This window comes from Novosphingobium sp. IK01 (assembly GCF_033242265.1).
In the GTDB taxonomy this organism is placed as follows: domain Bacteria; phylum Pseudomonadota; class Alphaproteobacteria; order Sphingomonadales; family Sphingomonadaceae; genus Novosphingobium; species Novosphingobium pituita.
Window position 1 is genome coordinate 1,412,970 of sequence record NZ_BTFW01000001.1, and the last position, 22,155, is coordinate 1,435,124.

The following is a 22,155-nucleotide window of genomic DNA, read 5'->3' on the forward strand; positions in this document are numbered from 1 at the left end:
TAACCTTTGATCGCTACCCTGCTGCCATCATGCCTGCCCTGCCGCCCATTTTGCGCCGCCGTCCGGCCATCACGCTCCTGCTGGCCACCTCCCTGCTCGCGCTGGGCGGGTGCGACAGCCAGAGCGACCGCGACGCCAAGCTCGAAGCGCGCATCGCCGCCGCCGAAGCCAAGGCCGCCGCCGCCGAAAAGCGCGCAAACGCCGCTGAAGCGGCCGCCGCGCACAGCTCGCCCGTCACCGTCGACCCCGGCCCGGATGATCCCGACGCCGGCCAGAACGACAATCCCGACGCCCAGCCCCCGCTCGAAGGCGATTTCAGCCAGCAGGACAACGGCGACCAGCCCGCCCCCGACCTGCAACCCGACAGCCCCCCCCGACAACAGGCGATGGCCCAGCAACCCCCGTCCACGACCATGATCGGCCCGCTCCCGGTAGGACACCTGCCCCCGGTGAGCTGAGAGTCTGATCCGAAATTCGCCGAAGAGGCGCATTTCAGTACGGTACCGGCCCGCTCCCCCACCCGACCTCCCACAAGGTACTATCGTTGGGTGGTCGGGTGGGGGAGCGGGCCGGTGCCGTACCATCCGAAACCACAGTTTCGGATCAGACACTGCCCGCGGCAGGTTCCCCTCTTGCACCGCGAAGGGCGCGCGCTATCACCCGCCAGACCTTCCGGCAGGAGTATCTCTGGCAATGACCCAATCCGCGTTTTCCTCCGACCTTCCCGTCGTGCCCGAGCTTCCCGTCGTCTACGTGCTCAACGGCCCCAACCTCAACCTGCTGGGCCTGCGCGAACCCGAGATCTATGGCCACGACACCCTCGACGACATCGCGGGCCGTCTGGAAGACCGCGCGCAGGATCTGGGCCTTGCCGTCGACGTGCGCCAGTCGAATCACGAAGGCCACCTGATCGACTGGCTCCACGAGGCACAGGCCGTGGGCGCCCTGGCCGTCCTGCTCAATGCAGGCGCCTATACCCACACCAGCGTGGCGCTCCACGATGCGATCAAGTCGATCACCACCCCGGTCATCGAGGTTCACCTTTCGAACCCGCACCGGCGCGAGGAATTCCGCCACAAGAGCTATGTCGGCATGGCCGCGCGGGCCACGGTCGCCGGGTTCGGGGCGGCCAGCTACATCGTCGCGCTCGACGCTGTGGCGGCGCTCTGACACCCTCCTGAAGGCCCGGTCAGGCCCGGCGACCCGTGCCTTTTCCCCCAGGGCACGGCGATCCGACCGCCTTAGCCCTTGCCAGCGCGCGCCCATCCGGGCATGGCGCGACGCTTGAAATTCCAAGTGTGAGGTTAACACAATGGGCCACGATACCGGCGAAGACCACGGCAAGCAGGCCGCCGCAACCATGGCAATCGACGGCGCCCTCGTGCGCGAACTGGCCGAACTTCTGGCCGACACCGGGCTCACCGAAATCGAGGTGGAAGACGGTGCGCGCAAGATCCGCGTCGCCCGCACGCTGACCGCTGCCCCCGTGACGCAGATGGTCGCGGCTCCCGCTGCCCCCTTCGCGGCAGCTCCGGTGGCGGCTCCCGCCGGCGAAGCGGCTCCTGCCGCCGATCTGGCCGGTGCGGTCAAGTCGCCGATGGTCGGCACCTGCTACCTCTCGCCCGAACCGGGCGCGGCTGCCTTTGTCAGCGTGGGCCAGACCGTCAAGGCCGGCGACACCCTGCTGATCGTCGAGGCGATGAAGGTCATGAACCCGATCGTCGCGCCCGCCGCAGGCACGATCAAGGCCATTCTCGTCGAGAACGCGCAGCCGGTCGAATTCGACCAGCCGCTCGTCGTGATCGCGTAAGGGCCGGAAGACTCCATGGCCATCAAGCGCCTGTTGATCGCCAACCGCGGCGAAATCGCGCTGCGCATCCATCGCGCAGCCAAGGAAATGGGCATCGAGACGGTGGCGGTCCATTCCACCGCCGACGCTGATGCCATGCATGTCCGCCTGGCCGACCATGCGGTCTGCATCGGGCCGCCCGCGGCCAAGGACAGCTATCTCAACGTCGCCGCGATCATCTCGGCGGCCGAGATCACCCAGTCCGATGCAATCCATCCGGGCTATGGCTTCCTGTCGGAAAACGCGCGCTTTGCCGAAATCGTCGAAGCCCACGGCATCACCTGGGTCGGCCCCAAGCCCGAGCACATCCGCACGATGGGCGACAAGGTGGAAGCCAAGCGCACCGCAGGGGCGCTCGGCCTGCCGCTGGTGCCCGGCTCGGACGGCGCGATCTCGGACGTTGAGGAAGCGCGAAAGATCGCCGAGGAAATCGGCTATCCGGTGATCATCAAGGCCGCTTCGGGCGGCGGCGGGCGCGGCATGAAGGTCTGCACCAGCCCCGACGATCTCGAACGGCTGATGCAGCAGGCCGGCTCGGAAGCCAAGGCCGCCTTCGGCGACGCGACGGTCTATCTCGAAAAGTACCTGGGCAACCCGCGCCACATCGAGTTCCAGATCTTTGGCGATGGCAAGGGCCAGGCGATCCATCTGGGCGAGCGCGACTGCTCGCTCCAGCGTCGCCACCAGAAGGTGCTCGAAGAAGCCCCCTCGCCGGTGATCAGCGCCGCCGAGCGCGAGCGCATGGGCGGCATCGTCTCCAAGGCGATGGCCGACATGGGCTATCGCGGCGCGGGCACGATCGAGTTCCTGTGGGAAAACGGCGAGTTCTACTTCATCGAGATGAACACCCGCCTTCAGGTCGAACACCCCGTGACCGAAGCGATCACCGGGCTCGACCTCGTGCGCGAACAGATTCGCATCGCCGACGGCAAGCCGCTCTCGGTCACGCAGGACGAGATCGAGTTCAAGGGCCACGCGATCGAATGCCGCATCAACGCCGAAGATCCCTTCACCTTCGCCCCCTCGCCGGGGCTGGTGAAGAGCTATCACGCGGCAGGCGGCATGCACGTGCGCGTCGATAGCGGGCTCTATGCCGGCTACAGGATCCCGCCCTACTACGATTCGATGATCGCCAAGCTGATCGTCTATGGCCGCACCCGCGAAGGCTGCATCATGCGCCTGCGCCGCGCGCTCGACGAGATGGTGATCGAGGGCGTGAAGACCTCGATTCCCCTGCACCAGCGCCTGCTCGACGATCCCACGTTCCTCGATGGCGGCTACTCGATCAAGTATCTGGAAGAGTGGCTGGCCAAGGACGAGGGCCAGTAAGTCTTCAGAGCCCCTCCACCATGCTTCGCATGGTCCCCCTCCCCGCGAGCGGGGAGGATCGGGAAGGTCCTCCCCATGAAATGGGGAGGGGGACCAGCCGAAGGCTGGTGGAGGGGTCTTCCCACCCTTATCAAACCCCGCGCGGGTTCCAGCGCACCACGCGCCACAGCCAGCCCCCGACGAGCACCACCGTCAGCGCCACCGACGCAGGCCCGGTATAGCGCCCCAGCAGCTCGTAGTGCTGCCCCAGATGCCACCCGGCCCAGACCAGCAGCGCGTTCCAGATCGTCGTCCCGGCGAAGGTGAACACCAAAAAGCGCGCGTGGCCCATTTTGGCGAGGCCCGCAGGCAGCGAGATCATCGTGCGCATCGCGGGCGAAAAGCGCATCACGAAGACCACCCATTGCCCATGGCGCCGAAAGAACGCGACCAGCCGCCGCATCGCGGGCCAGTCGAGCGTGAGCCAGCGCCCATGGCGCGCCACGAAGGGCCGCAACCGTTTGTAGCCCAGCGCCCGGCCCAGCAGGAACCACGGATAGTTCCCCAGCGTCGAGCCGACCGTGCCCGCCAGCATCAGCGGGAGAACCTCCATCCGCCCTTGCGCCACGGCGATCCCGCCCATCCCCATGATCACTTCGGAAGGAATTGGCGGGAAGATGTTTTCCAGTGCCATCAGGACCACGATGCCCCAATAGCCGCCATCGGCGATGGCCTGCAAAATCCATTCGTTCATGGAAGCACAACGCGCGAGGGGCGCTTTTGGCCCCTCGCGCCCCCTTTCACAACCGGCGTTCGATCGCGTCCCAGATGAGGGCGGGCGTGTCGGTGCCGTTGAAGCGGTCGATGGCGACGATGCCGGTGGGCGAGGTCACGTTGATCTCGGTGAGCCACTTGCCCCCGATCACGTCGATCCCCACGAAGATCAACCCGCGCTTTTTCAGCTCGGGGCCCAGCGCCTCGCAGATTTCCTGCTCGCGCGCGGTGAGCGTGGCCGCCTCGGCATAGCCGCCGACCGCGAGGTTCGAGCGGAATTCGCCCTCGCCCGGCTTGCGGTTGATCGCGCCGGCCACTTCCCCGTCGACCAGCACGATGCGCTTGTCGCCCTCGGCCACTTCGGGAAGAAACGGCTGGACCATGAACGGCTCGGGCCAGACCTGCCCGAACAGCTCGGCCAGCGCCGAAAGATTGCCGCCATCGGCCTCGATCTTGAAGACCGCCTTGCCGCCATTGCCATGCAGCGGCTTGACCACCACCGCGCGCTCGCCCTGCGCGTGCTGGAACGCACGCACATCGGCCGCCGAGCGCGTGATCAGCGTGGGCGGCATGAAGTGCGCGTAATCGAGCACATAGACCTTTTCGGGCGCATTGCGCACCGAGCGCGGATCGTTGACCACCAGCGTCTCGCCCTCAAGGCGTTCGAGCAGGTGGGTGGCGGTGATATAGCCCAGGTCAAACGGCGGGTCCTGCCGCATGAGCACGACATCGACATCGCGCCCGAGGTCGATCTTGCGCATCTCGCCCATCGTGTAGTGCGCGCCCTCGACCCGCTGGACGGTGACAGGCGCGGCCTGTGCGCTCAGGCGGCCCGCTTCCCAGGCCAGCGAGGTCACATGGTAATACCACAGCTGCGCCCCGCGCGCCTGGGCCGAGAGCATCAGCGCAAAGCTCGAATCGCCCGCGATATTGATCGAATGAAGGGGGTCCATCTGGACCGCAACGCGCAGGGTCAAAGCCGATACTCCGCAAATTATCCGTGGTCTTGCGGGCCCTCACTTAAAGATCATTTGGCACTTGGGCGACCAAAAAGGTGCCGCGCCCAACGCGGCGCATCACAGGATGACACTGCCTGAAAGGGATCTTCATGCGCACTTCCAAGCTCGCCACCCCGCTCCTGACCGCCCTCGCCTGCTCGGCCCTCGCCTTCGGCGCCCCCGCAATGGCCCTCGCCAATCCGCCGGTCGAACACCCCAAGGAAGAAGAACACCACGACAAGAAGGACGAGCACCACGAGGAACACAAGGAAGAGCACAAGGAAGGCCATCACGAAGGCCACCGCTGACACGCGGCCTGCCCTCACCCGTGTTTGAAGGCCGCGCCGGGTTGCCAGACGATGGCAATCCGGCGTGTCCGCTTTCGGGGCTTCCCCACACGGAGCCCCCAACACGGAGCCCCAACACGGAGCCCGGCCGGATCAGCCCCCCGGCTGCCAGACATGGACGATCCGCCGCGGCCAGCGCCACGGCGTGAGCAGGATCACATCGATCCGCACATCCTCGCCAAACCGCGCGAACCGGGGCGCCAGCGCCTCTGCCGCCCGCGCCACGCGGGTCAGGCGCCGCGCATCGACGGCCCAGTCCAGCGCGGCGGCCTGCGCCCGCCATTTCACCTCGACAAAGGCCACCGTCCGCCCGCGCCGGACAACCAGGTCCACCTCGCCCACGCCCAGTTTCACCCGCCGCGCCAGAACGCGCCAGCCGGTCAACCGGCAATAGAGCGCGGCCCAGCCCTCCCCCCGGCGCCCGCGCGCCTCGGCCCGGGCGCGCGGATTGGTCATCCTTGCGCTTTCAACTCCATCGCGCGGGCATAGAGCGTCTTGCGGTCGAGCCCGTGGGCCTTGGCGACCATGCCCGCCGCCTGCGAGGGCGAGGCCTGCGCCAGCGCCGCGCGCAGCAGCGCGTCCACGTCCTCGCCCTGCGGCGCGGCAGCCTCGGGCGCGGGGCCGGCGAGCAGGACGATCTCGCCCTTGGGCGGATGGGCGGTGTAGTGGGCGATCAGCTCTGCCGCGCTGCCCGTCCGGCATTCCTCGTGCAGCTTGGTCAATTCGCGCGCCACGGCCAGATCGCGGCCCGGCAGGTGCTGCGCCATGGCTTCGAGGCTGGCGACCAGACGCGGCCCCGTCTCGTAAAACACCAGCGTTGCCGGAACGGCGGCCAGAGCGCCCAGCACATCGCCGCGCGCCTTGTCCTTCGAGGGCAGAAAACCGCCAAACAGGAACCGGTCGGTGGGAAGCCCGGCCAGTGTCAGCGCAACGACCATCGCGCTCGGCCCCGGCAGGCTGGTGACGGCAATGCCCCGCTCGCGCGCCTCGCGCACGAGCCGGTAGCCGGGGTCCGAAATCAGCGGCGTGCCCGCATCCGAAACCAGTACGACCGACTTTTCGGCCATTTCACCGAGAAGTCTCTCGCGCACCTCGGCCGAGGCATGGTCATCATAGCGGCGCATGACCTTGCGAATTTGCAAATGATTAAGCAACTTGCCCGTGACGCGGGTATCTTCACAGGCTACGAGGTCGCATCGGGCGAGCACGTCGGCCGCCCGCGCGGTGATGTCGCCAAGATTGCCGATGGGCGTGGCGACGATATAGAGCCCTGGCGCAAGCGATGGTGTTTCCATCGCATTTCCATGGACCGGCCTTTCGGGAGCGGCAAGCAGATGATGACGGGTTTTGACGGCAATCAGGGCATTTCGGGCCAGGGACAGGCTCGACATCAGGCCCCTGATGGATGGAGCCGCCGCACCCTCGCGCGTATGGCCGCCCTCTGCGTGCCCGCCGCCCTGCTCGCGGGCTGCGCCGTCATCCCCAAGGGGGGCGAGCCCGTCGGCCCGCCGCCCCCGCGCGAAACCGCGCCCCAGGCCAATGTCCTGCCCACCGATTCCGGGCGTCATCGCGTCGCCCTGCTGGTGCCGCTCTCCGGCCCCAATGCCGCCGTGGGTCAGGCCATCGCCAACGCCACCACGATGGCCCTGCTCGACACCAATGCCCAGTCGCTGCGCATCACGACCTATGACACCGGCACCGGCGCGGGGGCTGCGGCCAGCAGGGCCGTGCTCGACGGCAACCGCCTGATCCTGGGCCCGCTCACCGCCGACGACGTGAACGCCGTGGCCGCCGTGGCGCGCCCGGCCAAGCTGCCGATGATCACCTATTCCAACGACACTGCCGTGGCCGACCGCGATGTCTTCGTGCTCGGGCAGGTGCCCGGCCAATCGATTGCCCGCGTGATCGGCTATGCCCGTGCGCAAGGTGTGAAATCGATTGGTGCGATCATCCCCACCGGCGTTTTCGGCCAGCGGGTGAGCAATGCGCTGGTCGAGGCCACGCGCGCACAGGGCATCACGCTGACCGACACCGAGACCTATGATCGCGGCAACACCTCGGCGGCGAGCGCCGTGCGCCGGGTCAAGGCCAAAGGGCCCCTTGATGCGCTGGTGATCGCCGATGGTGCGCGCATCGCGCTTCAGGCCGCGCCCTTTGCGCGCGGCACCCGGCTGATCGGCACCGAACTGTGGAGCGGCGACGCGCGGATCGCGCGCAGCCCGGCGATGAAGGGCGCATGGTTCGCCGCCGTGTCGGACGACCGCTATGGCCGCTTCGAGCAGTCCTACCGCCAGCGTTTCGGCGCGGCGCCTGCGCGCATCGCCACGCTGGGCTATGATTCGGTCCTGCTCACCCTCAACATCGCGCGTACGTGGAAGCCGGGCACCCTGTTCCCGACCGCGCGCCTTTATGACCGCGACGGCTTCATCGGCATGGACGGGGTCTTCCGGTTCAACGCGCGCGGCGTGGCCGAGCGTGCGCTCGAAGTGCGCGAAGTGGGCACCGGAACCGTCAGCACCGTGTCGAAGGCCCCGCAAAAGTTCGTGAACTGACCATTTTCGGGCGAATAAGGGAGGATTGACGCGCGCAGGGGCCTTGCGCGCGAAATCGGGAATGTTCTACAGTCGTTCTCTATGGCGACAGACGATTCCGGCTCCCTGTTCGACAAGCTGCCCGCCGGCAGCCCCCAAGAAAGCTATGATGGCTCGGCCATCGAGGTGCTCGAAGGGCTCGAACCCGTCCGCCGCCGCCCCGGCATGTACATCGGCGGCACGGACGAGCGCGCGCTGCACCATCTCGTCGCCGAAGTGCTCGACAACGCGATGGACGAAGCGGTCGCTGGCCATGCCAACCGCATCGAGGTCACGCTCGAAGCCGCAGCCGGCGCTGCGGGCAAAGTCACCATCACCGACAACGGGCGCGGCATCCCGGTCGATGAACACCCCAAGTATCCGGGTAAGTCCGCGCTCGAAGTGATCCTCACCACGCTCCATTCGGGCGGCAAGTTCTCGGGCAAGGCCTATGCCACCTCGGGCGGGCTTCACGGCGTGGGCATCTCGGTGGTCAACGCGCTCTCGACGCTCACCCGTGTCGAGGTGGCGCGCAACAAGGAACTCTACGCGCAGGAGTTTTCGTGCGGGCTGCCCACCGGGCCGCTGGCGCGCGTGGGCAATGCGCCCAACCGGCGCGGCACCAGTGTCAGCTTCATCCCCGACGCGACGATCTTCGGCGCGGACGCCAGATTCAAGCCCGCGCGCCTGTTCCGCCTCGTGCGGTCCAAGGCCTACCTGTTCGCGGGCGTCGAAATCCGCTGGAAGTGCGACCCCGCGCTGGTTTCCGACGACACCCCCGCCGAGGCCGTGTTCCAGTTCCCCGGCGGGCTTGCCGATCATCTGGCCGAACAGGTCAAGGGCCGCGAATGCGTGACCAGTGCCCCCTTTGCCGGGAGCCAGGAATTTCCCCATGGCCCCAATGGCGAGGAAATGGGCCGCGTCGAATGGGCAATTGCCTGGCCGCTGTGGTCGGACGGGGCCTATTCGTGGTATTGCAATACCATCCCCACGCCCGATGGCGGCACCCATGAACAGGGCCTGCGCGCCGCGCTCACCCGCGGCATCCGCGCCTTTGGCGAACTGGTCGGCCAGAAGAAGGCCAAGGACATCACGCCCGAGGACATGATCACCGGCAGCGAGATCATGCTCTCGGTGTTCATCCGCGATCCCCAGTTCCAGAGCCAGACCAAGGACCGCCTGACCTCGCCCGAGGCCGCGCGCATGGTCGAAAGCGCGGTGCGCGACCATTTCGACCACTTCCTGACCGACAACATGGACCGGGGCCGCGCGCTGCTGGGTGCGGTCATGGACCGCATGGACGAGCGCCTGCGCCGCAAGGCCGAGCGCGAGGTCAAGCGCAAGACCGCCACCAACGCGCGCAAGCTGCGCCTGCCGGGCAAGCTGACCGACTGTTCGGGCGAAGGCGAGGGCGAGACCGAACTGTTCATCGTCGAGGGCGATTCGGCAGGGGGCAGCGCCAAGCAGGCGCGCGACCGCAAGACGCAGGCGATCCTGCCGATCCGCGGCAAGATCCTCAACGTCGCGAGTGCCACCGCCGACAAGATCCGCGCCAATCAGGAAATCGCCGATCTCGGCCTCGCGCTGGGCTGCGGCACCCGCAAGGACTGCAACCCCGACGCGCTGCGCTATGACCGCGTGATCATCATGACCGACGCCGATGTCGACGGCGCGCATATCGCCACGCTCTTGATGACCTTCTTCTTTCAGGAAATGCCCGAACTCGTCCGGCGCGGGCACCTCTACCTCGCCCAGCCGCCGCTCTATCGCCTCACGGCGGGCACTGTCTCGGCCTATGCCCGCGACGACGCGCACCGCGCCGAACTGGAAGCGACCAAGTTCAAGGGCAAGAAAGTCGACGTGGGCCGCTTCAAGGGTCTTGGCGAAATGAACCCCGGCCAGTTGCGCGAAACCACGATGGCACCGGCCACGCGCAGCCTTTTGCGCATCACCCTGCCCCCCGAATACGAAGGCCGGGCGGCGGTCAAGGATCTGGTCGACCGCCTGATGGGCCGCAACCCCGAACACCGCTTCCAGTTCATCCAGAACCGCGCGGGCGACCTCGACCGCGACCTGATCGACGCCTGAGCGCCAGAACCGCCCAGCCTCATTCTCCCGAGGCTGGGCTGTCGCTTCCCTTGCGGCGGATGAAGTCGAAGCGGATGCGGACCCAGGCGCCGACCAGCGGCGTGCCGTTGACGCGGGGCGGGCGCACGAGGAACTGCCACGAGGCCTGACGCAGCACGCGGGCCATGCCCGAGCCTGCGGGGCTTTCGTCGAGTTCCTGGCAATCCTCGACATGATAGTTGGCAACCGTGCGGCAGGAGATCATTGCCCAGCCGCGCACGTTCTGGCCGGGGCGCATGTAGCCTTGCAGTTCGGCGTCGCGCGGTTCGCGATACCACTGCGCGTTGTAGAGGCGCGAGCCGTCGGGCGCGGCGCCATCGGTACTGCCGCCACCACCCCCGCCGCCCCCGGCCGAGGCGCTTTGCGCGCCGCTGCCCGTACCCGCGCTCTTGATCCCGGAAATGTCGCTCGCGGCAAAGTCGGAATGCTTCATCGGGATGAAGCCTTCGGGCCATTGCACCTGATTTTGCGTGGGCACGACCACGCGCGGCGGGCGCGGTGCGGAAGCGGCCGCAGCAGCCGACGAGGATGCTTTTTGCGGCGCCTGCTGCGCGGCCTTGGGGGCCGGATTATCGCTCTTTTCCCCGCGCGCGGCGGTCAGGTTCACCGCCGTGAGCGTGCCGCCCTCGTGCCTGGCCGGGGGATCGTAGAGCCCGACCGACCACAGCGCCGCCAGCAGCAGGAGCGACATCGCCAGTGCCAGAACGAACGACAGGGGGCGGCGGCGGGGATCGGCACCATAGCGCCCTCCCCCTTCCGCAAGGATCTGGTCTTGCATCGAGGCTCCGTCACGCAGGGCAGCGCCCGCCGGGGGTCATGCCCTATACCATGGGGTTTCAGGGCAAAACCCTCGATAGCCCGGTTCCCTTCGCGGATAACGTGAAAAATTGCACAGGAATGCGTGATGCCTCTGGTATGGCCTCTGGTATGACAGGCCCATACGGGCATCATGCCTGTCGGGAGATAGCATCCATGTCTTTTTCAGGACGCTGCGCCTGTGGCGCGGTGAGCGCGACGATTTCAGCCTCGCAGCCGGTCACCGTGCGCCAGTGCTGGTGCCGCCAGTGCCAGCAGGCCGCCGCCGGTGGATCGACCAACAACGCGATCTTCCCTGCCGAAGACGTGGCGCTGACCGGCACGCTGGGTACCTTTTCCTATGTCGCGCCTTCGGGCAACACGCTCACCCAGTTCTTCTGCCCGGACTGCGGAACGCCGGTCATGGCGCAATCGTCGGGGCGGATGCACTTGCGCACCATGCGCCTGGGCTTCCTCGATCCGGGCCATGGGCTTGAGCCCGAGATGGTGATCTGGACCAGCGAGGCCCCGCCCTGGGCGCAGATCGATACCCGCGCCCAGACGTTCGAGGGCCAGCCGCCTGCCCCCCAGTCGCCGACCCCACCCGTTCCGGCTCAATAGAGCAGGAACGGCGCGCGCTGCTCTTCCCAGGCCCTTTCGTCGGCCCCGGCCATGCGGTCGAGGTCGGCGGGGGATGCCGCGCGATCATCGACCCATTCGCGCAAGGCCGGACCGCCGTTGATCACGTCGATCGCCAGCTTGTCGAGCACGTATTCATAGGGAAAATCGCGCCAGAGCGGATAGTCGGGCGCAAGGTTGCGGATCGCCTTGAAGGCCAGCGCCTGCGCCCGCCATGGCCGGAACGCGCCATGGTCATAGAACGCACCTTCCGGGTGCAGCATGAGCGCGTGGCACAGCGTGCCGACATGCTTGTGGAAGGTCGGCTCGAACCAGCATTCGCGGATCGCGGTGCCTGCCAGCCAATCGGGCGCGAGGCGCTCCATTTCCGCGCGGACGGCCAGCGCGTCGAGGTCGGGCGCGCCGAACAGGACTTCGAGCGGGCGGGTGGTGCCGCGCCCTTCGGACAGGGTCGTCCCTTCGAGCATGACCGTCCCGGCATAGGCACGCGCCATCGCCAGGCTCGCCGCATTGGGGCTGGGGTTGATCCACAGGCGGTCGGTCGGCCAGCCAAAGCCGGGCGCGGCCTGGGGTTCCCAGCCTTCCATCGTGACGACATGGTAATCCACGTCGAGGTTGTAGTGGGCGATGAACCAGCGGCCCATTTCGCCCAGCGTCATCCCGTGGCGCATCGGCATGGGCCCTGCCCCCACGAAGCTTTCCCAGCCGGGCACCAGTGTCAGCCCCTCGACCGGGCGGCCGGCGGGGTTGGGCCTGTCGAGCACCCAGACCGCCTTGCCCGTGCCGTGGCAGGCTTCGAGCAGGTAGAGCAGCGTGGTGACGAACGTATAGATCCGGCAGCCCAGATCCTGAAGGTCGAACAGGAAGACATCGGCAGTGTCGATCATCGCCGCGCTCGGGCGGCGGACCTGCCCGTAGAGGCTGAACACCGGGATGCCGAGCGCGGGATCGCGATAGTCGTCGGTCTCGACCATGTTGTCCTGCTTGTCGCCCTTGAGCCCGTGCTGCGGGCCGAAGGCGGCGGTCAGGGTCACGTCGGGGCAGGCGGCCAGTGCGTCGAGCGCGTGGGTCAGGCCTTGCGTCAACGAGGCGGGATGGGCGACGAGCGCCACGCGGCGGCCTTCGAGCGGGCGGCGCAGCGCGGGCGAGGCGAGCAGGCGATCAAGTCCGGTCTTCATGGGGCGAGCGGTGCCTCAAGGCGCGCGGCGAAGCAAGCGGCGTGGTGGAAATCGGCCTTGCCCGGCCCATGGGCGAGCGCCCAGTAGGACTTCGTGCCGCCCTCCTCTTCGAGCACCGCCGTCAACCCCATGCGGCACGGCAGCGGGGGCAAGCCAGCCCTTGGCAGGACCGCATCGAAAATCAGCACGTCCTGCCCGGTTCTTGCGGTCAGCACCGGCTGGCGCGGCAGCGGCCTTGCCGCCATGCCCTCGCGATAGGCGTCGAAATCGTAGGCGGCCCAGCGTTCGGATGGCGACAGGTTGAATTCGCAGTAGCTGCCCTGCGCCGCTTCGCTGTCCTCGGCCAGGAACATCTCGAAGCAGGTCGTCTGCCACAGCCCGTCGGCCCGGCCCTTGCCCGCGAACGGAGGCACGACGAGCCCGCGCGCGCCTTCCACCCGCCAGCGCAGCGAAAGCCAGTTGTCGTCAAGGCCGATGACCCGCGCAGTAACCCCGCGCAAGGACCGGGGCGGATGATCGGGATGAGGCACAAGCAGCGCCGGTTCCAAGACACGTCCTTTCATGCTAGGCGACCCGCTCCACTTCGAGGCGATCATGACCGAATACAAGTCCGACCTGCTGCGCCTGCTCTCCGAGCGGGGCCATATCCACCAGTTGACCGATGCACAGGGCCTCGATGCTCTGGCGAACAGGGAAATCGTGGTGGGCTATAATGGCTATGACGCGACCGCGCCATCGCTCCATGTCGGCAACCTGGCCTCGGTCATGCTGCTGCGCCGCCTGCAACAGGCCGGGCACAAGCCGATCGCCCTGATGGGCGGCGGCACGACCAAGATCGGCGATCCTTCGGGCAAGGACACCAGCCGCCAGATGCTGACCGAAGAGCTGATCGCCAGCAATATCGCCGGCATCCGCAAGGTCTTCGAGCGGCTGCTGACTTTCGATGACAGTGCCAGTGGCGCGGTCATGGTCAACAACGACGACTGGCTCTCGAAGCTCGGCTATATCGAGATGCTGCGCACGGTGGGCCCGCACTTCACGGTCAACCGCATGCTGACCTTCGATTCGGTCAAGCTGCGCCTCGACCGCGAACAGCCGCTGACCTTCCTCGAATTCAACTACATGATCCTTCAGGCCTACGACTTCCGCGAACTGGCGCTGCGCCATGGCTGCCGCCTCCAGTTCGGCGGGTCGGACCAGTGGGGCAACATCGTCAACGGCATCGAACTGACCCGCCGCATGAACGGGATCGAACTGTTCGGCGCGACCACCCCGCTGCTGACCACCGCCGATGGCGCCAAGATGGGCAAGTCGGTCAACGGCGCGGTCTGGCTCAACGAGGAAATGCTGCCGAACTACGATTTCTGGCAGTTCTGGCGCAACACCGACGACCGCGACGTGGGCCGCTTCCTGCGCATCTTCACCGATGTTCCGCTCGACGAGATCACCCGCCTCGAAGCGCTTGAAGGCAGCGAGATCAACGCCGCCAAGGAAGTCCTCGCCAACGAGGTGACCGCGCTGATCCGCGGGCCCGAGGCCGCCGAGGCCGCCAAGGCCACGGCGCAGGCCACCTTTGCCGGTGGCGGCCTTGGCCAGGACCTGCCCACCCACGAAGTGGCCGAAGGCACCATCGGGGTGATCGACGCGCTCCTCGCGCTCGGCTTTGCGGCCAGCCGGGGCGAAGCCAAGCGCCTGATCGCGGGCGGCGGCGCCCGCCTCGATGGCGAGCCGCTGCGCGACGAGGCTGCGGTCATCACCGTTGCCCAGGAACGCCGCCTGTCCTCGGGCAAGAAGAAGCACGGCATCCTCAAGCCCGCCTGAGCGGGCCCCGCCCGGCGCCCGCGCGCCCCATCACCGCGATTGAACCGGCCCGCGCAAGACCCCCTCCTGCGCGGGCCGAACATTTTTGCACACCGGAATATCCCGCAAAAAAGACATGTCATCCGACAGAAGTGAAAGAGAACGCGCCGCATTTACGAAATATAAGCCATTTCGATCCATGACTGCCTCTCCCGGATTCTCTAACGCGGACAGGAGGAGCAATGTCTGGCGGAGCGCAGCTTTCAGTAACCGACTTGCGCCGCGCCACGCGCCATCCGGTCGACCTTCCGGTCATTGGTGAACATCGCCGGCTCGGCGATATCATGCTCAACATTGCCAATGTCTCGACAACCGGTTTTCTTGTCGTGCAGGCGCCCGATCTCGGGCGCGGCGAGCGGGTGACAGTGCGCCTGCCCCAGATTGGCCGGATCGAGGCCTTCCTCGTCTGGACCGACGGGGCCCGCGCCGGTTTCCAGTTCGAGCGGATCATCCGGCAGGACGATTTCACGAAGATGATCCGGCAGCTTCAGCCCAATGCCCGCCTGCGCGGAAAAGGCTGAACAACAGCCCCTGCATCCCTTGAAAAACTCAGCAGGTGTCAAGGAATTGTTCGCTTGGCAAACGGTCGGGCCACTGCCACACACACGCTCGTGTCTACCAGCCCTCCCTCCCTGCCCGAGAGCGAACTGACGTCCCCCTTCCAGATCGCGGATTTCCGCCGTTTCTGGGTCGCCCGCCTGTTTTCGGTGCTGGCGACATCGGGCATGGTCGTGGTGCTGGGCTACCAGCTCTACGATGTCGCCCGCAGCCAATATGGCATGGGCATCAAGGAAGCCGCGTTCCAGCTCGGCCTGCTCGGGCTCGTCCAGTTCCTGCCGCAATTCGTGCTGACCCCGGTTTCGGGCCTCGTTGCCGACCGCTTCGACCGCCGTCTGGTGACCGGGCTGACGATGATCCTCGACACGCTGGTCGCGCTCATGCTGGCGCTGGCGACGTGGTTCGGGGCGCTTTCGCTGCCGCTGCTGTTCGCGCTGGCCGCCGCCCATGGCACCTCGCGCGTGTTCATCGGCCCGGCGCTTTCGTCCATCGCGCCCAATATCGTGCCTGCCCCGCTGATGCCGCGCGCCGTGGCGATCAATGCCATGGCCTGGCAGATCGGCTCGATGGGGGGGCCGGCGCTGGCCGGCGTGCTGTTTGCCGCCGCGCCCAGCGCGCCTTACGCGCTCTCGACCGTCCTGCTGGCCATCGCGGCGACCGGCGCGCTGGGCATCCGGCGCATTCCGCCCCCGGCGGAAAACCGCCATGCCCATCCGCTGCGCCAGCTGGCCGAAGGGTTCCGCTTCGTCTGGCACGACCGCTTCCTGCTCGGCTGTGTCACGCTCGACCTGTTTGCCGTGCTGCTGGGCGGGGCGACCGCGCTGCTGCCGGTCTATGCCCGCGACATCCTGACCATCGATGGCCATGCGGTCGGCTCCTATGGGCTGGGCGCGATGCGCGCGATGCCCGGCCTTGGCGCGGCGCTGGTCGCCGCATTCCTCTCGCGCCGCCCGGTCGAGCGCGACGTGGGCGCCAAGATGCTGATCGCCGTAGGCCTGTTCGGGGCGGCGACGGTGGGCTTTGGCCTTTCGCGCACGTTTGCACTCTCGCTGCTGATGCTCGTGCTGATCGGCGCGGCCGACATGATCTCGGTGTTCATCCGCTCGACGCTGATCCAGTTGCACACGCCTGACGCCGTGCGCGGGCGGGTCTCGGCCATCTCGGGGCTGGCGATCTCGTGCTCGAACGAGCTGGGCGACATGCAATCGGGCGTGGCGGCAGCACTGCTGGGCGCGACGGGGGCGGTTGTCGTGGGCGGGATCGGTGCGATAGTCGTTACCCTGGCCTGGGCCGTCGGCTTCCCCGAACTGCGCCGGGCCCGCACATTTGCAGCCAAATACACTTCCTGACCGCTCACCATCCAAGGAGCACACGCGACATGAAAGCGGATTCCATTCTCGCCACGATCGGCAACACACCGCATGTTCGCCTGTCCCGCCTGTTTCCCGACCACGAGGTATGGGTGAAGAGCGAGCGCACCAATCCGGGTGGCTCGATCAAGGACAGGATCGCTTTGGCCATGATCGAGGCCGCCGAGGCCGACGGCAGCCTGTCGCCGGGCGGCACCATCGTCGAGCCGACTTCGGGCAACACCGGCATCGGGCTGGCCATGGTGGCCGCCGTCAAGGGCTACAGGCTCGTGCTGGTCATGCCCGAATCGATGTCGATCGAGCGCCGCCGCCTGATGCTGGCCTATGGCGCCAGCTTCGACCTCACCCCGCGCGAAAAGGGCATGAAGGGCGCCATCGAGCGCGCCCGCGAACTCGTCGCCTCAACGCCCGGCGCATGGATGCCCCAGCAGTTCGACAATCCCGCCAACGTGGCAGCGCACGTGCGCACCACTGCGCAGGAAATCCTGGCTGACTTCGCCGACAGTCCGATCGACGTGCTGATCTCGGGCGTGGGCACCGGCGGCCACCTGACCGGCTGCGCCGAAGCACTCAAGCCGCACTGGGCGGGCCTCAAGGCCTATGCGGTCGAACCCACGCTCTCGCCGGTGATTTCGGGCGGGCAGCCTGCGCCCCACCCGATCCAGGGCATCGGCGCCGGGTTCATTCCGGGCAACCTCCACACCCGGTCGATCGACGGGGTGATCCAGGTCGATGCCGCCGACGCCAAGGACTGGGCCCGCCGCGCGGCGCGTTCCGAAGGCCTGCTGGTGGGGATTTCCTCGGGCGCGACGCTGGCCGCCATCGCCAGCAAGCTGCCCGAACTGCCCGCCGGATCGCGCGTGCTGGGCTTCAACTACGACACCGGCGAGCGTTACCTCTCGGTGCCCGATTTCCTCCCGGAGTAAATGACGTGACGTTTGAAACCATCGACTATGCCCATGGCGATGTCGCGCTCAAGGGGCGGCTCGTCCGCCCTGAGGGCACCCCGCGCGGCGCGATCCTGATCCTGCCGACGATCGCCAACATCAACGCCAACATAGAACGGCGCGCAACGATGCTGGCCGATCTGGGGTTCGTGGCCATGGTCGCCGATTTCTACGGCGCGCCGGTCGAAAGCTTCGAGGCCTCGTTCCCGATGGGCAATGCCCTGCGCGCCGATGTCGATCACTATCGCGCGCGCCTTGTCGCCGGGCTCGACGCGCTGGCCAGCGCCGCACCGGGGCTCACGCTCTCGGCCATCGGCTATTGCATGGGCGGGCAGGCCGCGCTCGAACTGGCGCGTCTGGGCGCGCCCATCGTGCTGGCGGCCAGCTTCCACGGCATTCTGGCCACCGACCGCCCGGCCACGGCGCAAACCCCGGTCAAGGCACGCCTGTTCATCAGCCACGGCGATGCGGACCCGCTGGTCCCGCGCGAGCAGGTGCTCGATTTCTGGAAGGAAATGGATGCCGCGGGCGGCAACTGGCATTTCCACTCCTATGCCGGGGTCAAGCACGGCTTCACCGACCCTGAAAGCGACGCGCGCGGCAAGGATTTCCTCGGCTACAGCACGAGCGCCGACCGCCAGTCGTGGCAGGCCCTCGCCGCGCTGCTCGACGAAATCTACGCCTGATCCGACCCGGTGAAGGGGCCCCCGGCCTGATCCGCCGGGGCTCCTTCCCCCTCCCCGCCAGCTTGCCCGAGGCCCGCTTCACGCGCGCGGAGCATGGCGATGAAGCTTTCCAGTTCGGTGATCGTGGCGGCAATGTCGTGCTGCTGGCGGTGGAGCACCGCGATCCTCTCCTGACACTTGGCGATGGTGACCCGGCGCTGCTGCGCGCGCCCGTCGCCCAGATCATAGAGGTCGATCATCTCGCGGATGTCGGCCAGGCTGAACCCGACATTCTTGGCCCGCATGATCCAGGCCAGCCGCGCACGGTCGCGGCGCGAATAGATTCGCGCCGTGCCCTGCCGGGTCGGGGCGATCAGGCCCTCGTCCTCGTAGAAGCGCAAGGCGCGCGCCGTGACCCCGAATTCGGCGGACAGGTCAGTGATCGTGAACTGTTCACGCTCCAGAGCGTCCGGGCGATCAAGATGGCCAGCCAGATAGCCGGATTCTGGGCTATCCGGTTTTGGGCTATCCGATTCCGGGCCATCCGGGCCGGGTGAAGGGGGCGCTTGCTCCATCCCCCCTCGATAACCCGCAGCTTACGTAAACGTCAAATACCGAACGCGGATCAGCCGTCACACCGTTCGAGCGTGCCGTCCGGGGTGATCCGGCGGTAGAAGCAGCTGGTCGCCATCGTGTGGCAGGCAGGCCCGGCAGGCTCGACCCGCAGTTCGAGCGCGTCCTGATCGCAATCCACGCGGATTTCCAGCACCTTGAGCACATGGCCCGAAGTCTCGCCCTTCATCCACTGCTTCTTGCGCGAGCGCGACCAGAAGTGGGCAAGGCCGGTCTCGCGCGTGCGGGTGATCGCTTCGGCATCCATGTGGGCCAGCATGAGCAGCCTGCCGGTGCGATGATCGATCGCCACGGCGGTCACCAGTCCCTGGGAATCGAAACGCGGCATGAAGGCGGTGCCTTGTTCGCGCTGCGTGGTTTCATCGGCGGACGAGGCGCTGGATGGCGACACGATGTGAGGACTCCCTTGCTCTGACTTGTTCTGACTGGTTCTGACTGGGGCCCGGACCGGTCAAATGTTGCACGATAACCACAACAGAGGCGCAAAATCGGGGCTTTTCGCCGGTCCCCCTTCCTTCTCCCGATGCAATCGTCAAGAAAGAAACTGCGGTTTGAGGGAACCGCGCACTGAACCGCCGCAAGGCGACGCGCAAGCGCCAAAGTTCAGGGAGACGCGAGGGAACGGGTGGATGGTCGATCTTCCAACCAAGGAAGGCGGCGCTACCTGAAGAGTTCGGGTGGCGGGGTTACGGTCAGGGCCGAGAGGGAAACCCCGTCAGTCACGAATTCTGTCACAATTGACGACCTGTAAAAGGGGGGCGCCAGCAAGTGGGAAGGCTGGCACAATCGTCTTCGTATTCTCAAGGTTTCATGAACGAGTTCGTCACGACGACGCCCGGTTCCGCAAGGTTCCGGGCGTTTCGCCATCCGCGCGCCATGTTGCCGCCTCCTCAAGAACGCGGGCGAAGCACACGATCCGCACGGTCCTGACCCCCGCCGCGCGCAAGGCCCGCACGCAGGCATCGCTGGTGGCCCCGCTGGTCAGCACATCGTCGACCAGCAGGACTTGCGCCCCCTTCAGAAGGCCCGTGCGCGCGGGATTGGCGCGGATCGCGCCTGCCAGCACGGCGGCCCGTTCCTTTGCCCCCAGCGGCCCGAGCGAGGGCGTGCGGCGCGGACGGACCAGCGCATCGACCACCAGCCGCGCGCCGGTCGCCCGCGCGATGGGCGCGGCCAGCAGGGCCGACTGGTTGTAGCCGCGCGCCCACAGGCGCCAGCGGTTGAGCGGCACGGGCACCACCAGCCATTCCCCGTCCCCCTTTCCATCCCCCACCTGCCCATTCCCCACCTGCAATGCGCCGGCCTGCAAACGGGCGATCATCAACCGCGCCATCAGGCCCGCAAGGCCGACCTTGCCCCCGTGCTTGAAGGCCAGCACCAGCTTGCGCGTGGCATCGCCATAGGCCGTAGCCGCCGCCACGCCATCGTGGAGCGGCCGGGCGGACAGGCAGGGCGCGCACACCCCGCCTTGCATCGTCGCCTCATCTTCCGCCCCCCGGACATGCCCCGCCCGGACAACGGCCATCGTATCGGGCAGCGGACGCTGGCACAGGCGGCAGGCCGGTTCGCCCGGCATGGCGAGCATGCCCCAGCAGGCCGCGCACAACCCGCCCTGCGCCGCCAGCGTCTCGCCACAGAGCGGGCAACGCGGCGGGAACAGCAAATCGATGATCGGGGTGAGGATCGACAGGCGCCGCATCGTCCCCGGTCATCCCCCAGCCCGGCGGCCATTACAAGATGCAACGACGCCACGCTTTCCAATACCCCATCTTTCGTCATTCCCACGCAGGCAGGAATCCGGATTCTGTGCCCCGTTTACATGCGCACCCCTCGCAACCGGATCCCCGCCTGCGCGGGGATGACGAATGGCATTCAGAAAGATTGGCAGGAAGATTGGGCGCTCAAGAAGACTTGGCAAGCGCGCGCCAAGGGCGCAGTCAGGCGCCATGGCGACTCTCCCCCCTTCCTCTGCCCCTCTTCCCTCCTCCCCCGCTCCCACGGCAGCCCCGCCCACCATCTTCGCCCCCGCCCGGCGCCTCGCCCAGCGCGCGCGGATGCGCCGTCTGGCCCAGAGGCCCGATGCCGCCACGTTCATGGCCCAGGACATGGTCGAGGACATGCTCGACCGCCTGTCCTTCCTGCGCCACGAACCGGCCCGCGCGCTGGTGATCGGCGATACCACCGGCGCGCTGGGCAGCGCGCTGGCCGCGCAAGGGGTCGAGGTCACGCGGGCCGATCCGGCCCCGCTGGCCGGCGAAGTGCCCATCGACGAGGAAGCGCCGCTGCCCTTTGCGGAAGGCTTCGACTTCATCGCCAGCCTTGGCACGCTCGACACGGTGAACGACCTGCCCGGCGCGCTCGTCCACTTGCGCCGCGCGCTGCGCCCCGATGGCCTTGCGATGATGAGCCTGTGTGCGGCCGGAAGCCTGCCCGCCTTGCGCGCGATCATGCTCGAAGCCGATGGCGACCGGCCCTCGCCCCGCCTCCATCCGCAAGTCGACGTGCGCGCGGGTGGCCAGTTGCTCCAGCGCGCGGGCTTTGCCGATCCGGTGGTCGACAGTCGCAGCCTGGCCGTGCGCTACCGCTCGCTCGACCGCCTCGTCGAAGACTTGCGCGCGCAGGGCCTGACCAATTGCCTCGCCCGCCCCGGTGCGCCGCTGGGCAAGGCGGCGCTGGCCCGCGCCCAGGCCGCTTTTGCGCAAGCATCCGAACAGGATCGCCTTGAGGACGGGAATGGCCGGGTTACCGAACAGTTCGAGATCCTCACGCTCAGCGGCTGGGCAAGACCGCTTCGCGCGCCGAAATTCTGACCAGAAAGGCCCCTTTGTCATGCCACGCCATCGCGAATCCCACCTCGTCACCCGCATCGGCTGGCTGCGCGCCGCCGTGCTGGGCGCCAACGACGGGATCGTCTCGACCTCGTGCCTGATTCTGGGCGTGGCCGCCTCGGGCGCGGAACGGCCCGCGCTGCTGGTGGCCGGGGTGGCCGCGCTGGTGGCCGGGGCGATGTCGATGGCGGCGGGGGAATATGTCTCGGTCAGCTCGCAGGCCGATACCGAGAAGGCCGACCTTGCCCGCGAGCGCGCCGAACTGGCCAGCACGCCCGAGGCCGAGCTGGAGGAACTCACGCAAATCTACGTCGCGCGCGGGGTCGACCGGGAAACCGCCCGCACGGTGGCCACCCAGATGATGGCCCACGACGCGCTGGGCGCCCATGCCCGCGACGAATTGCACATCACCGAGATGACCACCGCGCGCCCGGTCGTCGCCGCGCTGACCTCGGCGGCGATGTTCACCGCCGGGGCCGCCCTGCCCTTGCTGCTGGCCGCGCTGCTGCCGCTGCATCTGGTGGCAATGGGCGAGGCGCTCGGCTCGATCGTGTTTCTGGGCGCACTGGGCGCCGCCGGGGCGATCACCGGCGGCTCGGCGCCGCTGCGCCCGGTGCTGCGCGTGGTGTTCTGGGGCGCGCTGGCCATGGCGATCACGGCGGGCATCGGGCGGCTCGTGGGGGCGCAAGTCTGACCGACCGTTGCTTGC

At 67.7% G+C, this 22,155-nt stretch carries 25 protein-coding genes; 15 read left to right on the forward strand and 10 right to left on the reverse strand.

Annotated features, from left to right (window positions below; all coding sequences use genetic code 11):
- The first annotated feature begins 29 nt into the window (after positions 1–29).
- The 4 genes from SBI20_RS06585 to accC all read left to right on the forward strand — a co-directional run bounded on the left by SBI20_RS06585 (position 30) and on the right by accC (position 3,178).
- Positions 30–458 (forward strand): hypothetical protein, encoded by a 429-nt coding sequence (locus tag SBI20_RS06585; protein ID WP_317974307.1) that lies wholly within the window; start codon positions 30–32, stop codon positions 456–458.
- Between the two features lie 235 nt (positions 459–693).
- Positions 694–1,170, forward strand: a complete 477-nt coding sequence (gene aroQ / locus SBI20_RS06590) for a type II 3-dehydroquinate dehydratase (RefSeq protein WP_317974308.1) — start codon at positions 694–696, stop codon at positions 1,168–1,170.
- Positions 1,171–1,312: 142 nt separating this feature from the next.
- Positions 1,313–1,810, forward strand: coding sequence for an acetyl-CoA carboxylase biotin carboxyl carrier protein (gene accB, locus SBI20_RS06595; RefSeq protein WP_317974309.1), 498 nt, complete (start codon positions 1,313–1,315; stop codon positions 1,808–1,810).
- A gap of 15 nt (positions 1,811–1,825) precedes the next feature.
- Positions 1,826–3,178, forward strand: coding sequence for an acetyl-CoA carboxylase biotin carboxylase subunit (gene accC, locus SBI20_RS06600; protein ID WP_317974310.1), 1,353 nt, complete (start codon positions 1,826–1,828; stop codon positions 3,176–3,178).
- Between the two features lie 130 nt (positions 3,179–3,308).
- Here accC and SBI20_RS06605 read toward each other — a convergent pair whose 3' ends face one another.
- Positions 3,309–3,911, reverse strand: a complete 603-nt coding sequence (locus SBI20_RS06605) for a DedA family protein (RefSeq protein ID WP_317974311.1) — start codon at positions 3,909–3,911, stop codon at positions 3,309–3,311.
- Between the two features lie 46 nt (positions 3,912–3,957).
- Positions 3,958–4,908 (reverse strand): glutathione synthase, encoded by a 951-nt coding sequence (gshB, locus tag SBI20_RS06610; protein WP_317974312.1) that lies wholly within the window; start codon positions 4,906–4,908, stop codon positions 3,958–3,960.
- 131 nt (positions 4,909–5,039) lie between these two features.
- Here gshB and SBI20_RS06615 point away from each other — a divergent pair, with 131 nt between their 5' ends.
- Positions 5,040–5,237: a hypothetical protein gene (locus tag SBI20_RS06615; RefSeq protein WP_317974313.1), complete on the forward strand. Its 198-nt coding sequence runs from the start codon at positions 5,040–5,042 to the stop codon at positions 5,235–5,237.
- Between the two features lie 132 nt (positions 5,238–5,369).
- Here SBI20_RS06615 and SBI20_RS06620 read toward each other — a convergent pair whose 3' ends face one another.
- Entirely contained in the window at positions 5,370–5,732 is a 363-nt protein-coding gene (locus SBI20_RS06620; RefSeq protein ID WP_317974314.1) for a YraN family protein, read from the reverse strand.
- Positions 5,729–6,571, reverse strand: a complete 843-nt coding sequence (gene rsmI / locus SBI20_RS06625; RefSeq protein ID WP_317974315.1) for a 16S rRNA (cytidine(1402)-2'-O)-methyltransferase — start codon at positions 6,569–6,571, stop codon at positions 5,729–5,731. Before rsmI ends, SBI20_RS06620 begins: the two co-directional genes overlap by 4 nt.
- A gap of 135 nt (positions 6,572–6,706) precedes the next feature.
- Here rsmI and SBI20_RS06630 point away from each other — a divergent pair, with 135 nt between their 5' ends.
- Positions 6,707–7,828: a penicillin-binding protein activator gene (locus SBI20_RS06630; protein WP_411911546.1), complete on the forward strand. Its 1,122-nt coding sequence runs from the start codon at positions 6,707–6,709 to the stop codon at positions 7,826–7,828.
- A gap of 81 nt (positions 7,829–7,909) precedes the next feature.
- Positions 7,910–9,934, forward strand: a complete 2,025-nt coding sequence (gene parE / locus SBI20_RS06635; protein ID WP_317974317.1) for a DNA topoisomerase IV subunit B — start codon at positions 7,910–7,912, stop codon at positions 9,932–9,934.
- Positions 9,935–9,953: 19 nt separating this feature from the next.
- Here parE and SBI20_RS06640 read toward each other — a convergent pair whose 3' ends face one another.
- Positions 9,954–10,751, reverse strand: a complete 798-nt coding sequence (locus SBI20_RS06640; protein WP_317974318.1) for a hypothetical protein — start codon at positions 10,749–10,751, stop codon at positions 9,954–9,956.
- Between the two features lie 194 nt (positions 10,752–10,945).
- Here SBI20_RS06640 and SBI20_RS06645 point away from each other — a divergent pair, with 194 nt between their 5' ends.
- Complete coding sequence (locus tag SBI20_RS06645) at positions 10,946–11,389, forward strand: GFA family protein (RefSeq protein ID WP_317974319.1); 444 nt, start codon at positions 10,946–10,948, stop codon at positions 11,387–11,389.
- Here the strand turns inward: SBI20_RS06645 and SBI20_RS06650 are convergent.
- Positions 11,383–12,585 (reverse strand): exo-beta-N-acetylmuramidase NamZ family protein, encoded by a 1,203-nt coding sequence (locus tag SBI20_RS06650; RefSeq protein ID WP_317974320.1) that lies wholly within the window; start codon positions 12,583–12,585, stop codon positions 11,383–11,385. The two genes, SBI20_RS06645 and SBI20_RS06650, sit on opposite strands and share 7 nt — an antisense overlap.
- Entirely contained in the window at positions 12,582–13,133 is a 552-nt protein-coding gene (locus tag SBI20_RS06655; protein WP_317974321.1) for a DOMON-like domain-containing protein, read from the reverse strand. Before SBI20_RS06655 ends, SBI20_RS06650 begins: the two co-directional genes overlap by 4 nt.
- Positions 13,134–13,179: 46 nt before the next feature.
- On the opposite strand from SBI20_RS06655, the gene tyrS reads away from it, so the two are divergent.
- The 5 genes from tyrS (at position 13,180) to SBI20_RS06680 (ending at position 18,006) form a co-directional block, all read left to right on the forward strand.
- Positions 13,180–14,406, forward strand: a complete 1,227-nt coding sequence (gene tyrS / locus SBI20_RS06660; RefSeq protein WP_317976055.1) for a tyrosine--tRNA ligase — start codon at positions 13,180–13,182, stop codon at positions 14,404–14,406.
- Positions 14,407–14,627: 221 nt separating this feature from the next.
- Positions 14,628–14,966 (forward strand): PilZ domain-containing protein, encoded by a 339-nt coding sequence (locus SBI20_RS06665; RefSeq protein WP_317974322.1) that lies wholly within the window; start codon positions 14,628–14,630, stop codon positions 14,964–14,966.
- Between the two features lie 90 nt (positions 14,967–15,056).
- A complete protein-coding gene (locus tag SBI20_RS06670; RefSeq protein WP_317974323.1) occupies positions 15,057–16,352 on the forward strand; it encodes an MFS transporter in 1,296 nt (431 codons plus the stop codon).
- Positions 16,353–16,381: 29 nt separating this feature from the next.
- Complete coding sequence (gene cysK / locus SBI20_RS06675; RefSeq protein ID WP_317974324.1) at positions 16,382–17,299, forward strand: cysteine synthase A; 918 nt, start codon at positions 16,382–16,384, stop codon at positions 17,297–17,299.
- A 5-nt stretch (positions 17,300–17,304) separates the two neighbouring features.
- On the forward strand, positions 17,305–18,006 hold the full coding sequence (locus SBI20_RS06680) for a dienelactone hydrolase family protein (protein ID WP_317974325.1): 702 nt from the start codon (positions 17,305–17,307) through the stop codon (positions 18,004–18,006).
- Here the strand turns inward: SBI20_RS06680 and SBI20_RS06685 are convergent.
- The 3 genes from SBI20_RS06685 to SBI20_RS06695 all read right to left on the reverse strand — a co-directional run bounded on the left by SBI20_RS06685 (position 17,997) and on the right by SBI20_RS06695 (position 20,317).
- Entirely contained in the window at positions 17,997–18,560 is a 564-nt protein-coding gene (locus SBI20_RS06685; protein ID WP_411911499.1) for a MerR family transcriptional regulator, read from the reverse strand. The two genes, SBI20_RS06680 and SBI20_RS06685, sit on opposite strands and share 10 nt — an antisense overlap.
- A 50-nt stretch (positions 18,561–18,610) precedes the next feature.
- Complete coding sequence (gene hisI, locus SBI20_RS06690; protein WP_317974326.1) at positions 18,611–19,009, reverse strand: phosphoribosyl-AMP cyclohydrolase; 399 nt, start codon at positions 19,007–19,009, stop codon at positions 18,611–18,613.
- A 432-nt stretch (positions 19,010–19,441) separates the two neighbouring features.
- Positions 19,442–20,317, reverse strand: coding sequence for a ComF family protein (locus SBI20_RS06695; RefSeq protein ID WP_317974327.1), 876 nt, complete (start codon positions 20,315–20,317; stop codon positions 19,442–19,444).
- Between the two features lie 247 nt (positions 20,318–20,564).
- Here SBI20_RS06695 and SBI20_RS06700 point away from each other — a divergent pair, with 247 nt between their 5' ends.
- Together SBI20_RS06700 and SBI20_RS06705 are read left to right on the forward strand one after the other, a co-directional pair.
- Complete coding sequence (locus SBI20_RS06700) at positions 20,565–21,428, forward strand: methyltransferase domain-containing protein (protein ID WP_317974328.1); 864 nt, start codon at positions 20,565–20,567, stop codon at positions 21,426–21,428.
- Between the two features lie 19 nt (positions 21,429–21,447).
- A complete protein-coding gene (locus tag SBI20_RS06705) occupies positions 21,448–22,140 on the forward strand; it encodes a VIT1/CCC1 transporter family protein (RefSeq protein WP_317974329.1) in 693 nt (230 codons plus the stop codon).
- The last annotated feature ends 15 nt before the right edge of the window (positions 22,141–22,155 follow it).

What these genes read in the sequence shown, in the direction of transcription:
- SBI20_RS06705 (WP_317974329.1), top strand. Translation starts at nt 21,448, where the DNA reads ATGCCACGCCATCGCGAATCCCACCTCGTCACCCGCATCGGCTGGCTG.
- SBI20_RS06630 (WP_411911546.1), top strand. Translation starts at nt 6,707, where the DNA reads ATGGCCGCCCTCTGCGTGCCCGCCGCCCTGCTCGCGGGCTGCGCCGTC.
- SBI20_RS06695 (WP_317974327.1), bottom strand. Translation starts at nt 20,317, where the DNA reads ATGCGGCGCCTGTCGATCCTCACCCCGATCATCGATTTGCTGTTCCCG.
- SBI20_RS06700 (WP_317974328.1), top strand. Translation starts at nt 20,565, where the DNA reads ATGGCGACTCTCCCCCCTTCCTCTGCCCCTCTTCCCTCCTCCCCCGCT.
- aroQ (WP_317974308.1), top strand. Translation starts at nt 694, where the DNA reads ATGACCCAATCCGCGTTTTCCTCCGACCTTCCCGTCGTGCCCGAGCTT.
- SBI20_RS06645 (WP_317974319.1), top strand. Translation starts at nt 10,946, where the DNA reads ATGTCTTTTTCAGGACGCTGCGCCTGTGGCGCGGTGAGCGCGACGATT.
- SBI20_RS06620 (WP_317974314.1), bottom strand. Translation starts at nt 5,732, where the DNA reads ATGACCAATCCGCGCGCCCGGGCCGAGGCGCGCGGGCGCCGGGGGGAG.
- SBI20_RS06585 (WP_317974307.1), top strand. Translation starts at nt 30, where the DNA reads ATGCCTGCCCTGCCGCCCATTTTGCGCCGCCGTCCGGCCATCACGCTC.
- rsmI (WP_317974315.1), bottom strand. Translation starts at nt 6,571, where the DNA reads ATGGAAACACCATCGCTTGCGCCAGGGCTCTATATCGTCGCCACGCCC.
- accB (WP_317974309.1), top strand. Translation starts at nt 1,313, where the DNA reads ATGGGCCACGATACCGGCGAAGACCACGGCAAGCAGGCCGCCGCAACC.
- SBI20_RS06615 (WP_317974313.1), top strand. Translation starts at nt 5,040, where the DNA reads ATGCGCACTTCCAAGCTCGCCACCCCGCTCCTGACCGCCCTCGCCTGC.
- SBI20_RS06665 (WP_317974322.1), top strand. Translation starts at nt 14,628, where the DNA reads ATGTCTGGCGGAGCGCAGCTTTCAGTAACCGACTTGCGCCGCGCCACG.
- SBI20_RS06685 (WP_411911499.1), bottom strand. Translation starts at nt 18,560, where the DNA reads ATGGAGCAAGCGCCCCCTTCACCCGGCCCGGATGGCCCGGAATCGGAT.
- SBI20_RS06640 (WP_317974318.1), bottom strand. Translation starts at nt 10,751, where the DNA reads ATGCAAGACCAGATCCTTGCGGAAGGGGGAGGGCGCTATGGTGCCGAT.
- tyrS (WP_317976055.1), top strand. Translation starts at nt 13,180, where the DNA reads ATGACCGAATACAAGTCCGACCTGCTGCGCCTGCTCTCCGAGCGGGGC.
- SBI20_RS06605 (WP_317974311.1), bottom strand. Translation starts at nt 3,911, where the DNA reads ATGAACGAATGGATTTTGCAGGCCATCGCCGATGGCGGCTATTGGGGC.
- parE (WP_317974317.1), top strand. Translation starts at nt 7,910, where the DNA reads ATGGCGACAGACGATTCCGGCTCCCTGTTCGACAAGCTGCCCGCCGGC.
- accC (WP_317974310.1), top strand. Translation starts at nt 1,826, where the DNA reads ATGGCCATCAAGCGCCTGTTGATCGCCAACCGCGGCGAAATCGCGCTG.
- SBI20_RS06650 (WP_317974320.1), bottom strand. Translation starts at nt 12,585, where the DNA reads ATGAAGACCGGACTTGATCGCCTGCTCGCCTCGCCCGCGCTGCGCCGC.
- cysK (WP_317974324.1), top strand. Translation starts at nt 16,382, where the DNA reads ATGAAAGCGGATTCCATTCTCGCCACGATCGGCAACACACCGCATGTT.